Below are 12,520 nucleotides of genomic sequence, written 5' to 3'. Positions count from 1 at the left end.
TGCCGTACGGTCAGGGCATGACCAGTCGACCCGCTGCCGGCGGCGGCCGGTGGGTCGAGGTCGACCCGGCCCGCATCGCACGCTGGGTCGCCGGTTTCACCGACCGGCACGGCCCGCCCACCGTCACCGGCCAGGAGTACGGCCTGCTACTGGCCGCCCCGGACGGTGCCACCGCCGAGCTGCACCGACCGCCGGGCGTACCCGCGACGCCCGACCTGGATGCCTTCGTCGAGCAGGCCGTGGCGTCCCGCCGGATCGGGCTGCTGCTGGCCCGTAAGGGCGCGGTGGCGGTAGGCATCGCCGAGGGGGAGCGGCTGCCGGTGCACAAGGTGGACACCCGGTACGTGCAGGGGCGTACCGCCGCCGGTGGTTGGTCGCAGCAGCGGTTCGCCCGCCGCCGGGACAACCAGGCGAAGGCGGCCCTGGGCGAGGCGGCGGAGCTTGCGGTGCGGCTGCTGCTGCCGGAGGCCGATCGGCTGGCCGCGCTGGTCGTCGGCGGTGACCGGCGGACGGTGGACGGGATCCTCGCTGACCGCAGGCTGGCCCCGCTGGCCGCGTTACGCGCCGAGCGGCTGCTCGACGTTCCCGAGCCCCGATACGCGGTACTCCAGGACGCGGCCACCGCCGCCCGAGCCGTGCGCATCCTCGTCCGCGACCCCGCCTGACCCCCTGAGCGTCAGCTGCTCAGGGGGTCAGTGCGGGTTCGATGCGGCGCCGGACGGCCGGCTCGGGCAACGCTCAGGACCGGACGAAGAGGGTCGCCCGGCCGTCGCGTACGCCGACGATCTGCCCCCGGCCGTTGATGTCGACGACCCGGTCGGTGGGACGCAGCCCGAGGGTGGTCAGGTCGATCATCCGGCCACGCCGCCAGAGGAAGGGGTGCGACCCGCCGTCGGCGAGGTCGGCGTGACCGACGATCTCGCCGAGGTCGTTGATCCCCGTCGCCTCGCTGACCCTGCCACCCAGCGTGCCGAGGTCGCGGATCGTCCCGTCCCGCCACAGGTATGCCCGAAACGCCCGATCCGCGTTGTGCGAGTAGCCGACGATCTCACCCCGGTTGTTGATGTCCGTCGGCGGACTCCAGCTCGACCCACCGAGGGTGCCCAACGGGGTGAGTACCCCGTTGCGCCAGCGTCCACCTAAGCAGTCGCAAATCTGGTACCAGTTCGCGGTCACGTACTGAACCGCGAGGTCGCCCCGGTTGTTCAGCAACGCCGGACTGCCGTGGTACATGTTGTTGCGCTGCACCTGGATCGTCTCGCCCCGCCGCATCAGGAAGGTGCTGTCCGTCCAGTCCGGTGCTCGGCTGTAGCCGGCCACCGTCCCCGAGTCGTTGACGGAGAAGGCGACGCTCTCCTCATTGCCGAGCGCCGCCAGCCGGGTCACCCGGCCGTCACGCCAGAGCGCTGCCTGATCGCTTCCCCACACGTCGGGTGCGCTGCCGGCCACCACGCCCGCGTTGTTGATGTCCTGGACCGAGAACCACTGGACGTCGGCGGGCAGGGGTAGCAGCTTCCCCCGCCCCGCGTGCCAGATGAAGCTGACGCGGCCAGGGCCGGTGCCGACGACCTGCCCCCGTTCGTTGAGAGCCAGCTGCGAGGGGAAGGCGTAGAAGCCGAGGTCGACAGCCTGGTAGGTGAACGGCGGCCGGGCCACCGCGGCGGAGGCGGGCACCGCCGCGGTGACTGCGACGGCCGCAGCCAGAAGGGTGGCGGCGATTCTGCTGGAACGGCGGGAGATGACGGTGGGCCGGTGCTCGGTCGAAGGCATGGCGGCTCCCTGGCGGACCGACGAGGGGTCTGACTACATTGGGGGGTCATTCGACAACGTAGAGTAACAATCCCGCTCCTGCCCGCACCAGCCCGAACGGAGCCCGGTAGTGGAAGGGGCCCTTCCTAGACCGCGCCGCTGAAGGTGTCGCAGGTGGCCGGGTCGCCGCTCTCGTAGCCCCGGTTGAACCAGCGCTTACGGTCGGCCGACGAGCCGTGGGTGAACTCGTCCGGGTTCACCGGCCGGTTCGCCCGCTCGGAGATGGCGTCGTCGCCGATCGCCTCGGCGGTGTCGATGGCCTCGGCGATGTCCCGCTCGGTGATGCTGGTGAAGATCTTCTGGCCGCGGTCGTCGGCGGTGCCGGTGGCGTTCTTGGCCCACGCGCCCGCGTAGCAGTCGGCCTGCAACTCCAGCCGTACCGACAGTTCGTTTGCCGCGCCCGGGTCGCGCTGCTGGGCGCGGCGGACCTGCTCGTTGGTGCCGAGCAGGTTCTGCACGTGGTGGCCGTACTCGTGGGCCAGCACGTACGGCTGGGCGAACTCGCCGCTGGCACCGAGCTGCTCGGAGAGCACCTCGTAGAACGACAGGTCGATGTAGACAAGTGAGTCGGCCGGGCAGTAGAACGGGCCGACGCCGGAGTCGGCTGAGCCGCAGGCGGTGTTGACGGCCCGATCGAAGAAGACCGTACGGGTCGGGCGGTACTGCTCGCCGAACGCCTCCGGCAGGGCGGTACGCCAGTACGCCTGGATCGAGTTGACGTACAGGTTGTTGCGGCAGTCCAGGTGCTCCAGCGCGTCCGGGGCCTCCTCGCAACGCTGCTCCAGCGCGGCGTTGTCGCCCTCCTCGCCGGTCATCGCGTTCAGGCCGAGGCCACCACCGACCAGGGCCACCAGTACGGCGATGACGATCCCGACGATGCCGCCGCGCCCACCACCGATCGGGATGGGGATGCCCATCCCACCGCCTCCGCCGCTGCCGCGTCGGTCGTCGATCTGGCTGGTGTCGATGCGGGCGTTCTCGTTCAGCTCCATGGTGACCCCGATCAGTCGGTGATCAGTTGAGGGTGGTCGCGGTGCCGGAAACAGGCTCCGGTGGGCGATCCGGTACCCGACGATCTTGGTTGATAATCCCCGGTGCCCCGCAACCGGGGCCGAGTACACTTGTCGCCGTGCTGCTCTGCGAAGGCTGAACGCCCCGCGCCGACGGGTCCCCACGATCCGCCGGCGCTTTCGTGTGCCCTGAGTCAGCCCTCCGGATCCCGAGAGCGAGTACCCGAAACATGATCACTGCCACCGGCCTGGAACTGCGCGCCGGCGCCCGGATCCTGCTGTCCGACACGACGCTGCGGGTGCAACCCGGCGACCGCATCGGCCTTGTCGGCCGCAACGGCGCCGGCAAGACCACCACCCTCAAGGTGCTGGCCGGTGAGGGCCAGCCGTACGCCGGTCAGGTCGACCGGCGCAGCCCCGTCGGCTATCTGCCGCAGGATCCGCGTACCGGCGATCTGGAGGTCACCGGCCGCGACCGGGTGCTCTCCGCCCGCGGCCTGGACGCCCTGATGGCCGGCATGAAGGACCTGGAGGCGAAGCTCGCCGACGGCGGCGACGAGAAGCTGGTCCGCCGCTACGGCGCGCTGGAGGACCAGTTCGCCGCCCTCGGTGGGTACGCCGCCGAGGCCGAGGCGGCGCGGATCTGCGCGAACCTGGGGCTGCCCGACCGGGCCCTGGCCCAGACCATCGGCACCCTCTCCGGCGGTCAGCGCCGCCGCATCGAACTGGCCCGGATCCTGTTCCGGGACGCGGGCGACGACGGCGGCGGCATTCTGCTGCTCGACGAGCCCACCAACCACCTCGACGCCGACTCGATCACCTGGCTGCGCGGCTTCCTCGCCAACCACAAGGGCGGCCTGGTGGTCATCTCCCACGACGGTGACCTGCTGGAGTCGGTGGTCAACAAGGTCTGGTTCCTCGACGCCACCCGGTCCGTGGTCGACGTCTACAACCTGGGCTGGAAGGCGTACCTGGAGGCGCGGGAGACCGACGAGCGGCGTCGCCGCCGGGAGCGGGCCAACGCCGAGAAGAAGGCCGGCGCGCTGATGGCCCAGGCGGACAAAATGCGGGCCAAGGCCACCAAGACGGTCGCCGCGCAGAACATGGCCCGCCGGGCCGAGCGGCTGATGTCCGGGCTGGAGGAGGTACGCGTCTCCGACAAGGTGGCCAAGGTGCGTTTCCCCGCGCCGGCCCCCTGCGGCAAGACCCCGCTGACCGCGACCGGCCTGTCCAAGTCGTACGGCTCGTTGGAGATCTTCACCGACGTCAACGTGGCGGTGGACCGGGGTTCCCGGGTCGCCATCCTCGGGCTCAACGGTGCCGGCAAGACGACGCTGCTGCGGATGCTCGGTGGTCTGCTGGAGCCGGACACCGGCGGGGTGCACCCCGGGCACGGGCTGCGACTGGGCTACTACGCCCAGGAACACGAAACGCTTGACGTGCAGCGGACCGTGCTGGAGAACATGCGGGCCGCGGCGATCGAACAGACCGACACCGAACTGCGCAAGATCCTCGGTGCGTTTCTCTTCTCCGGCGAGGACGTGGACAAGCCCGCCGGGGTGCTCTCCGGTGGGGAGAAAACCCGGCTGGCCCTGGCCACGCTCGTGTGTTCCGGTGCGAATGTGCTGCTGCTCGACGAGCCGACCAACAACCTGGACCCGGTCAGTCGGGAGCAGGTCCTCGACGCCATCGCCCGCTATCCCGGCGCGATCGTCCTGGTCACCCACGATCCCGGCGCCGTGCTCGCCCTCAAGCCCGACCGCGCCATCCTGCTGCCCGACGGCGACGAGGACGCCTGGAGCGACGACCTCCTCGAACTCGTCGAACTCGCCTGACCCACCCATTCCCACCCACCTGTTGATCAAGAAGTTCGCGCCTGGAATCGCGTTCGGATCAGACGAAAAGCTCTTGATCAAGGGGTGGTCGGCGGGGTGGGGTGGGTTACCTATCGGGAAGCTGACATTGCATAGCGTGTCGGTTGGCGAATAGTTGATATCTGGCGCATGATCGTTCGAGACGGTCTAATAGGTGGGACCGTATCCGAACCGCACAGTCTGGGACGTGAGGACACAGCATGGCAGCCACGGGCACAGCCACCAGCACTGAGAAGGGTCGCCGGATCGTCGGAGCCGAGCGTCAGACGCTCGCCAAGGACCTGGTCAAGCGGTACACCGGGGGAGAGAGCATTCGTGCCCTCGCGGCCTCAACCGGCCGTTCCTACGGGTTCATCCACCGGGTACTCACCGAGTCCGGAGTGCAGCTGCGGCAGCGCGGCGGCGCGCGACGGCGTAAGAAGGCATGACGCGCCGGTTGACGGCGCCCATCGCCGTGACCCGGGCCGCCCGGTGACCACCGAGGCGACCGGGGTCCGGCTGGACTGCGACGGGCCGGTGGCCACAGTCACCCTGTGCCGGCCCGACGTGCTCAACGCGCAGACCCCGGCGATGTGGCGCGCGCTGAGCGAGTTTTCCCGGGCCCTGCCCGGCGACGTACGCGTCGTGATCCTCCGTGGTGAGGGGCGCGCGTTCTCGGCCGGACTGGACCTGTCGATCGCGGGTGCCTCCGGCCCGGATTCCTTCGCCGATCTGGCCGCCCTCCCCGAGTCGGAGTGCGCCGACCGGATCGCGGTCTACCAGTCCGCGTTCACCTGGCTGCACCGGCCGGACATCATCTCCATCGCCGCCGTGCAGGGCCACGCGATCGGTGCCGGCTTCCAGCTCGCGCTCGCCTGTGACCTGCGGGTGCTGGCCACCGACGCCAAGCTGTCCATGGCCGAGGCGACGATCGGGCTGGTGCCGGACCTGGCCGGCACCAAGCGCCTGGTCGAACTGGTCGGCTACGCCCGGGCGCTGGAGATCTGTGCCACCGGCCGGCGGATGGACGCCGCCGAGGCGGACCGCATCGGGCTGGCCACAGTCGTCGTGCCCAACGCCGAGCTCGACGACGCGGTGCGGGATCTCGCCGCGGGTCTGCTCGCCAACAACCGCAACGCGGTCGTGGAGATCAAGGCGCTGCTCGCCGGTGCTGCCGGGCGCAGCCATGTCGAGCAGCAGCGGGCCGAGCGGGAGGCACAGACCCGGCGGCTGCGCGATCTCACGGGGCGCGGAGAATAGTAAGGACCGATCGGGAAGGTCCGGGTTACGTACGAGGTTGTCGTAGTCATCGGGAGAATCGACCCGACGGCAGTGTGACGTGCCGGCTCGAATGACGTGACGACCCCGGAGGTGGCGGTGTCCAACCACATGGCCGCTGGCGGCATGGGCGGTTGGGGCATGCTCCGGTCGATGCGCAGCCGTGACGAGATCTCCACCCACCGGCTCCAGCGCGGCGTCGCAGGGCGGATCGTGGCCTTCGCCCAGCCCTACCGGCGCGATATCGTCGTGTTCCTGCTGACGGTGGTCATCGCGGCGGTGATCGGCGTGGCCACCCCGCTGCTCGCCGGCGACGTGATCGACGCCATCACCCAGGGCGGTCCCGACGGCGGGTCGGTGGTGACCCGGCTGGCGCTGTTCATCGCCGGGCTGGCCGTCGCCGACGCGCTGCTCTCGCTGGCGCAGCGGTGGTATTCGGCGCGTATCGGCGAAGGCATCATCCTCGACCTGCGCACCCGGGTCTACGACCACGTGCAGCGGATGCCGCTGCAGTTCTTCACCCGCACCCAGACCGGTGCGCTGGTCAGCCGGCTCAACAACGACGTGCTGGGGGCCCAGCGGGCCTTCACCTCCACGCTGTCCGGCGTGGTCAGCAACGTGATCCAGCTGCTGCTCACCGCCGCGGTGATGTTCACCCTGTCCTGGCAGATCACCGCGTTGTCGCTGGTGCTGCTGCCGGTGTTCATCATCCCGGCCCGACGGGTCGGGCGGCGGCTGGCCGAGATCACCCGAGAGTCGTACAACCTCGACGCCAAGATGAACGCGACAATGACCGAACGGTTCGGGGTCGCGGGCGCGTTGCTGGTCAAGCTCTTCGGCCGCCCGGACGCGGAGGCCGACCGGTTCGCCCGCCGCGCCGAGCGGGTCCGCGACATCGGCATCCAGTCGGCGATGTACTCGCGGACCTTCTTCGTGGCGATGATGCTTGTGGCCTCCCTGGCCCAGGCCCTCACCTACGGTCTCGGCGGTTGGCTGGCGGTCCGCGGCGACGTCAGCGCCGGCACCGTGGTCACCCTGGCGCTGCTGCTCACCCGGCTCTACGGTCCGCTCACCGCGCTGAGCAACGTCCGGGTGGACGTGATGAGCGCGCTTGTCTCCTTCGACCGCGTCTTCGAGGTCCTCGACCTGAAGCCGGCGATCACCGAGCGGCCCGGCGCGGTACCGGTGCCCAAGGGCACGGGCACCGTGGAGTTCCGCGACGTGCGGTTCCGCTACCCGAGCGCCGCGGAGATCTCGCTGGCCTCCCTCGAAGAGGTCGCCACGCTGGACCGTACGATCAACGAGCCGGTGCTCAAGGGCGTGTCGTTCTCAGTCGAGCCGGGTCAGATGGTGGCGTTGGTCGGCCCGTCGGGTGCCGGCAAGTCCACCCTGTCCATGCTGATCTCGCGCATCTACGACGTCACCGACGGGCAGGTGCTGGTCGGCGGGGTGGACGTACGGGACGCCACGCTCGCATCGTTGCGCGACGAGATCGGCGTGGTCACCCAGGACTCCCACCTGTTCCACGAGACCATCGCGGAGAACCTGCGTTACGCCAAGCCCGACGCCACCGACGACGAACTGTGGGCCGCGCTGGCCGGTGCGCAGGTCGCCGACCTGGTCCGGTCCCTGCCCGACGGGCTGGAGACGACCGTGGGCGAGCGCGGCTACCGCTTCTCAGGCGGGGAGAAGCAGCGCATCGCCATCGCCCGGCTGCTGCTCAAGGCACCGTCGATCGTCATCCTCGACGAGGCCACCGCACACCTGGACTCGGAGAGCGAGGCGGCCGTGCAGCGGGCCCTGTCGGTGGCGCTGACCGGGCGTACCGCGCTGGTGATCGCGCACCGGCTCTCCACCGTGCGGGACGCGGACCAGATCCTCGTCCTCGACGGGGGCCGGATCGTCGAGCGGGGCCGCCACGAGGAACTGGTCGCCGTCGGCGGCCTCTACGCCGAGCTGTACCGCACCCAGTTCGCGGTGGCGGACTCGCCAAGCCCGTACGCCGACGCCGCGCACCCGGAACCGGTAGTCATCCCCACCCGCGAGTACGTCGCCGACGAGGCCCTGCCGCCCGCCGCCGCCAACTGACCCGCAGGCCACCTGACCCGCGGGCTAACCGCCGGCGGGCTGTCTGCCGGTGGCCTCGCGGAGGGCGGCGAAGGCCGCCGCGAGGGTCTCCGGGGTGTAGTGCGCGTTCAGGCCGCTCGGATTGGGCAACACCCAGAGCTGGGCGCCGGCCAGCGGCTCAGGCTGCCGGCCGAAGGTCGCCTTCGGCCGCGCGAACCCGACCCGGTACGCGGTCACCCCGACCACCGCCACCCAGCGCGGCCGGTAGCGGGCGACCTTCCCGGTCAGCTCCCGGGCACCGGCCACCAGTTCGGCGGCGGTCAGCTCGTCGGCTCGGGCGCTGGCCCGGGCGACGATGTTGGTGATGCCCAGCCCGAGTTCGGGCAGACCGTCCTGCTCGCTGGGGTGCAGCAGGCGCGGGGTGAAGCCGCTGCGGTGCAGCGCCGGCCAGAACCGGTTGCCCGGGCGGGCGAAGTGCCAACCGGTGGCCGCCGACCACAGCCCCGGGTTGATGCCCACGAACAACACGTCCAGTCCGGCGCAGATGACATCCGGCAACGTCTTGTCGACGGCCGCGGCCAGGTCCTCGCGGCTGGGGCGCGGATGCGGGCGGGGTGTCACCGCCGCACCCGACCCGGTGCCGCGCCGTGCCTTCCGGTGCCCGGCGGGCGGGTCGACGGTCACAGGCCGCGCAGCGCGCCGCCGTCGACCGGGAGGGTGATCCCGGTGAGGTAGCTCGCGGCAGGGGAGAGCACGAACGCGGCGACCCGACCGAACTCGGCCGGCTCGCCGATACGCCGAAGCGGGATGCCCGCCTCCGCCTCGGCCTGGGCCTGTTCCGGGTCGCCGCTGGCGGCGAAGAGTTCCTGGTTGCGGTCGGTCATGATGCGTCCCGGCAGCAGCCCGACCACCCGTACGCCGCGAGGGCCGTACTCGTCGGCGACGTCCTTGGCCACCCCGGCCAGCCCCGGCCGCAGGCCGTTGGAGATGCCCAGGCCGGGCACCGGCGCACGGGCCGAGGTGGACAGCACCAGCGCGATCGCGCCGCCGTCGGGCAGCGCGGCGGCGACCGTCCGCACCATCCGTACGCTGCCCAGGAAGACCGTCTCGAAGGCGTGCCGCCACTGCTCGTCGTCGACCGAGGCGGCGCTGCCCGGCGTCGGCCCGCCCACCGAGACCAGGGCCCCGTCGAGCCGGCCGAAGTGCTGCTGCGCCGCCTCCACCAGCATGCCGGGGGTGGCCGGGTCGGCAAGGTCGGCGGTGATGCCGACGGCCCGGTCCGGCCCGCCGAGGGCCGCGGTGGCGGCGGCCACCTCGTCGGCGCGTCGCGCCGAGAGCACCACCCGGGCACCGTCGGCCACCAGACATTGCGCGGTGGCGTAGCCGAGGCCACGGGATGCACCGGTGAGCGCGTACACCCGGTCGGTCAGTCCCAGATCCATACCGCCGATCCTGCCGCAGCGCGCCCGCGCCGAGCATCCGGGGGTTCGTCGGGTGCGCTGCCGAGGCGGTGTCGGCGCTGCTACCGGGCGGTGCGAAGCAGGCGTACCCGACCGGCGAGTTGCACGGCGACGGCCCCGCCGGCCCGGCCGACGGCGGGCCACCGGCGGCGGCGCGGGGGCGCGTCCCCGTCGTAGCGGTAGGCCGCCTCGCGGACGGCCAGTTCCTCGGCGCCGAGCGCCGGCAGCGCGTGCCGGGCGTGCAAGGCGCGGGCGAGATCCCAGCCGTCACGTAGCCCGCCGACGGAGGGTCGATCCGCCGCCCACTCGGTGAAGGTCGCCGGCCAGTGCGGGGCGAGCCCGGCGGCCAACAGCGGCCAGCGGCGTGCCACCTCACCGGCCCGCTTGCGCAGCAGGGCGGCCCGGGCGGCGGACAACGGGGCCGGCGCGAAGCCCGGCGGTGGCGGCCCGCCGGCCACCAGCGCCGCGACGAGTTCCGCCTGCCGTGCGGCAAGCGATCCGGACGGTGGGCGGTGGGTGTCGGGGGTGGCCGGGCGGTCGCCGGTGGGGTCCGTGCCGTCGGCGGGAGACGCGCTCATGTCACAAGCGGAAAGCCGGTGGCGGCGGCCACGGCATCCAACTCGGCACGGAGATCGGGGGCGGGTGGGTAGCGCCCGTCGCGCTCCAGCAGCACCGCCGGGGGGCGATGCCGCTCACACAGCTCGGTGAGCAGGTCCAGCACCGGCGCGGGCACCGGGTCGGTATGCGTGTCGTGGTAGAAGCCGCCCTGCTCGGCGCCGCCTGCCACGTGCACGTACGCCACCCGTTCCAGGGGAAGCCGGTCCAGCAGCGCGAGCGGGTCGGTGCCCCGGTTGACGGCGTTGGCGTGCACGTTGGCGATGTCGAGCAGCAGCAGCGCGTCGGTGCGGGCCAGGATCTCGCTGAGGAACGCCGCCTCGTCGAGTTCGTCGTCGGGCCAGTCGAACAGCGCCGCGATCGGCTCCAACGCGATCGGCACCGGCAGGTCGGCCTGAGCCCGCGCGACGTTCGCGCAGACCACGTCGACCGCCTCACGGGTACGCGGCAGCGGCAGCAGGTGCCCCGCCTCCAACCCGCCGGCCCGGACGAAGGCGATGTGCTCGCTGACCAGCGGCGCGGCCACCAGTTCGGCGACCGCCGCCAGGTGGGCCACCCGGGCCGGCTCGACCGGCTCGGCCCCGCCGAGGGAGAGCCGCACCCCGTGCGGTACGACGGTCACGCCACGCTGTCGCAACTCGACAAGCGCGTCAGGTGGCGGACCTGCGGCGGGCACCGACTCGGCGATCACCTCGACGAAGCGCAGGCCGGGCAGTTCGGCGACGAACCCGGCGATCTCGGGTCGCCAGCCGATGCCCACCCCGTGCGGGCCGGTCATCCGCCACACCCACCGCCGCCGCAGCCACCACCGCCGCCACTGTCACCGCCGCTGCTGCCACAACCGCCCGCGCCCGCGGTGGTGCCTCCGTCGCCGGTCACCGTGCCTGCGCCGCCCGTCACCGTCTCACGCTGGATGTCGGCCTGCTGGGCGAAGGCCGGGTCCAGCGCCCAGAGCGAGGCGGTGCCGTAGAGCGCGACCGCCATGGCGGTTCCCGCGGCACCGTAGACGGCGTACGCCGGGTTCGAGCCGGGCGCGAGGTGGCGGTTGCGGTGCCGCAGGTTCAGCAACGCGGCGTCGGCGGCCCTCGTCCGGCGGGGCACCCGGACGAACAGCACCATGGTCAGCACCGCCAGCGCTCCGACGATGAACACGAGATACCACACCGGACGGTCGTTGGCGATGCCGGCGACGATCCGGGCGACGCCGAGCGCCACCATCACGGCCAGCAGCAGGGTGCCCAGCCGCAGCGCCGCGCGGCGTTCCGGGGTGACCAGCAGGTCGTGGCGGGACAGACCGTCGCGCAGTTGGTCGAGCGCTCGGGTCACCCATTCGGTACGCCGCAGCTGCCGGGCGGAGCAGCGCTGGCTGGCCGCGTAGTGCACGGCCTGGTCGAGTGGAGTGGCGCCGGTTGGCAGCGGGCCGTCGGCGGTGAGCTCGCCACCGGGGCCTACGCCGAGCACGCCCTGGCTGCGCAGGCTGCTGACCGAGGACCAGACGGCCCGGTCCTCCCCGCCGGTGAGGTAGGCGACCTGCTGGGGGCCGAGCTGGTCGGCGGGCGGCGCGGAGCGGCCGGTCAGCGTACGTCGGCGGAAGATCAGCACGCCGACGACGACCACGACGGTGGCGACCAGGTAGATGATCAGAAAGGTGCGACTGGGAACGCCCCAGGTGTCGAAATCGAAGTCTGCCGCGAGCTCGATCATGGCCAGCTCCTGTCAGGCGAGGGGACGCGCTTCATTGTGCGGCGACGATGCCAGCGATCGATGGTGCTCAAGGAGGGGTTACCTCGTCGTTACCTGCGGCGTACCGCTTCCTCGACCAGGTCGAGCACCGGGCCGAGGTCACCGGCCGGTCGTCCCATCGCCAGGTGCAGCACCAACCCGTCGTAGGCGAGTTCGAGGAAGCGGGCCAGCACGTCGATCGGGATGTCCTCGCGGAGTACGCCGGCCTCGCGCTGGCGGGCCAGGCGCTCGCGGGTCGCCTCGGCGATGGCCGCGGACCGTTCGGCCCAGCGCTTGGCGAAAGCCGGGTCGGTACGCAGCCGCCGGGACACCTCCAGTTGGCTGCCCAGCCAGCCGGTGGTGTCCGGGGAGACCGCTCGGGCGAGCAGGTCGCGCATCACCTGCACCAGACCGTTACGGGCGACCGTCTCCACCATCGTCGCCGCGTCGTCCTCGGCGACGGCGAGGAACAGCGAGTCCTTGTCGCGGAAGTGGTGGAAGATGGCGCCTCGGGACAGCCGCGTTGCCTCCTCGAGGCGGCGTACGGTGGCGCCCTCGTAGCCGTGCCGGGCGAAACAGGCCCGCGCGGCGGCGAGAATCTCCTGTCGGCGGGCGTCGAGCTGGTCCTGACTTACTCTGGGCACATCCTGATCGTCCCAGCCCACCAGGGGTTATGCAAACCGTACGTACGGCTTGGTGCATCTGT

General features: G+C 71.8%; 13 protein-coding genes. 5 read left to right on the top strand and 8 right to left on the bottom strand.

Translation table 11 applies throughout. The features are described 5' to 3' along the window. Positions 1–17 precede the first annotated feature (17 nt). On the top strand, positions 18–665 hold the full coding sequence (locus C1A38_RS15390; RefSeq protein ID WP_102658545.1) for an acVLRF1 family peptidyl-tRNA hydrolase: 648 nt from the start codon (positions 18–20) through the stop codon (positions 663–665). Between the two features lie 73 nt (positions 666–738). On the opposite strand, the gene C1A38_RS15385 is transcribed toward C1A38_RS15390, so the two are convergent. Both C1A38_RS15385 and ypfJ read right to left on the bottom strand, forming a co-directional pair. Then, positions 739–1,770, bottom strand: coding sequence for a hypothetical protein (locus C1A38_RS15385; protein WP_102658503.1), 1,032 nt, complete (start codon positions 1,768–1,770; stop codon positions 739–741). Positions 1,771–1,895: 125 nt separating this feature from the next. Continuing rightward, positions 1,896–2,801, bottom strand: a complete 906-nt coding sequence (ypfJ, locus tag C1A38_RS15380; protein WP_013734926.1) for a KPN_02809 family neutral zinc metallopeptidase — start codon at positions 2,799–2,801, stop codon at positions 1,896–1,898. A gap of 248 nt (positions 2,802–3,049) precedes the next feature. On the opposite strand from ypfJ, the gene C1A38_RS15375 reads away from it, so the two are divergent. The 4 genes from C1A38_RS15375 to C1A38_RS15360 all read left to right on the top strand — a co-directional run bounded on the left by C1A38_RS15375 (position 3,050) and on the right by C1A38_RS15360 (position 8,038). Then, positions 3,050–4,654, top strand: coding sequence for an ABC-F family ATP-binding cassette domain-containing protein (locus tag C1A38_RS15375; protein WP_102658502.1), 1,605 nt, complete (start codon positions 3,050–3,052; stop codon positions 4,652–4,654). A gap of 239 nt (positions 4,655–4,893) precedes the next feature. Next, on the top strand, positions 4,894–5,121 hold the full coding sequence (locus C1A38_RS15370; protein WP_007072022.1) for a helix-turn-helix domain-containing protein: 228 nt from the start codon (positions 4,894–4,896) through the stop codon (positions 5,119–5,121). A gap of 43 nt (positions 5,122–5,164) precedes the next feature. Then, positions 5,165–5,932, top strand: coding sequence for an enoyl-CoA hydratase/isomerase family protein (locus C1A38_RS15365; RefSeq protein ID WP_102658501.1), 768 nt, complete (start codon positions 5,165–5,167; stop codon positions 5,930–5,932). A 129-nt stretch (positions 5,933–6,061) separates the two neighbouring features. Further along, on the top strand, positions 6,062–8,038 hold the full coding sequence (locus C1A38_RS15360; RefSeq protein ID WP_102658544.1) for an ABC transporter ATP-binding protein: 1,977 nt from the start codon (positions 6,062–6,064) through the stop codon (positions 8,036–8,038). A 24-nt stretch (positions 8,039–8,062) separates the two neighbouring features. On the opposite strand, the gene mug is transcribed toward C1A38_RS15360, so the two are convergent. From mug to C1A38_RS15330, 6 genes are all read right to left on the bottom strand, one after another. Further along, a complete protein-coding gene (mug, locus tag C1A38_RS15355; protein ID WP_102658543.1) occupies positions 8,063–8,638 on the bottom strand; it encodes a G/U mismatch-specific DNA glycosylase in 576 nt (191 codons plus the stop codon). 59 nt (positions 8,639–8,697) lie between these two features. Beyond that, a complete protein-coding gene (locus C1A38_RS15350; RefSeq protein WP_102658500.1) occupies positions 8,698–9,459 on the bottom strand; it encodes an SDR family oxidoreductase in 762 nt (253 codons plus the stop codon). Between the two features lie 80 nt (positions 9,460–9,539). Next, positions 9,540–10,055, bottom strand: a complete 516-nt coding sequence (locus tag C1A38_RS15345) for an SCO6045 C-terminal-like domain-containing protein (RefSeq protein ID WP_233196843.1) — start codon at positions 10,053–10,055, stop codon at positions 9,540–9,542. After that, the gene (locus tag C1A38_RS15340) at positions 10,052–10,870 is read right to left on the bottom strand and encodes an MbnB/TglH/ChrH family RiPP precursor modification enzyme (protein WP_102658541.1); all 819 of its coding nucleotides are present in this window, start codon (positions 10,868–10,870) and stop codon (positions 10,052–10,054) included. Before C1A38_RS15340 ends, C1A38_RS15345 begins: the two co-directional genes overlap by 4 nt. Next, positions 10,867–11,796: a TIGR04222 domain-containing membrane protein gene (locus tag C1A38_RS15335; RefSeq protein ID WP_102658499.1), complete on the bottom strand. Its 930-nt coding sequence runs from the start codon at positions 11,794–11,796 to the stop codon at positions 10,867–10,869. Before C1A38_RS15335 ends, C1A38_RS15340 begins: the two co-directional genes overlap by 4 nt. A gap of 89 nt (positions 11,797–11,885) precedes the next feature. Beyond that, positions 11,886–12,458 (bottom strand): TetR/AcrR family transcriptional regulator, encoded by a 573-nt coding sequence (locus C1A38_RS15330; protein ID WP_102658540.1) that lies wholly within the window; start codon positions 12,456–12,458, stop codon positions 11,886–11,888. Between the last annotated feature and the right edge of the window lie 62 nt (positions 12,459–12,520).

Origin of the sequence: Verrucosispora sp. ts21 (assembly GCF_002879555.1) — a bacterium.
In the GTDB taxonomy this organism is placed as follows: Bacteria; Actinomycetota; Actinomycetes; order Mycobacteriales; family Micromonosporaceae; genus Micromonospora; species Micromonospora gifhornensis.
This window is presented reverse-complemented; position numbering and strand designations above follow the sequence as displayed.

Excerpts from the sequence above, each read along its gene's own strand:
- C1A38_RS15370 (WP_007072022.1), top strand. The coding sequence starts at position 4,894 with ATGGCAGCCACGGGCACAGCCACCAGCACTGAGAAGGGTCGCCGGATC.
- C1A38_RS15335 (WP_102658499.1), bottom strand. The coding sequence starts at position 11,796 with ATGATCGAGCTCGCGGCAGACTTCGATTTCGACACCTGGGGCGTTCCC.
- C1A38_RS15385 (WP_102658503.1), bottom strand. The coding sequence starts at position 1,770 with ATGCCTTCGACCGAGCACCGGCCCACCGTCATCTCCCGCCGTTCCAGC.
- C1A38_RS15345 (WP_233196843.1), bottom strand. The coding sequence starts at position 10,055 with ATGAGCGCGTCTCCCGCCGACGGCACGGACCCCACCGGCGACCGCCCG.
- C1A38_RS15350 (WP_102658500.1), bottom strand. The coding sequence starts at position 9,459 with ATGGATCTGGGACTGACCGACCGGGTGTACGCGCTCACCGGTGCATCC.
- C1A38_RS15375 (WP_102658502.1), top strand. The coding sequence starts at position 3,050 with ATGATCACTGCCACCGGCCTGGAACTGCGCGCCGGCGCCCGGATCCTG.
- C1A38_RS15340 (WP_102658541.1), bottom strand. The coding sequence starts at position 10,870 with ATGACCGGCCCGCACGGGGTGGGCATCGGCTGGCGACCCGAGATCGCC.
- C1A38_RS15360 (WP_102658544.1), top strand. The coding sequence starts at position 6,062 with ATGGCCGCTGGCGGCATGGGCGGTTGGGGCATGCTCCGGTCGATGCGC.
- C1A38_RS15390 (WP_102658545.1), top strand. The coding sequence starts at position 18 with ATGACCAGTCGACCCGCTGCCGGCGGCGGCCGGTGGGTCGAGGTCGAC.
- ypfJ (WP_013734926.1), bottom strand. The coding sequence starts at position 2,801 with ATGGAGCTGAACGAGAACGCCCGCATCGACACCAGCCAGATCGACGAC.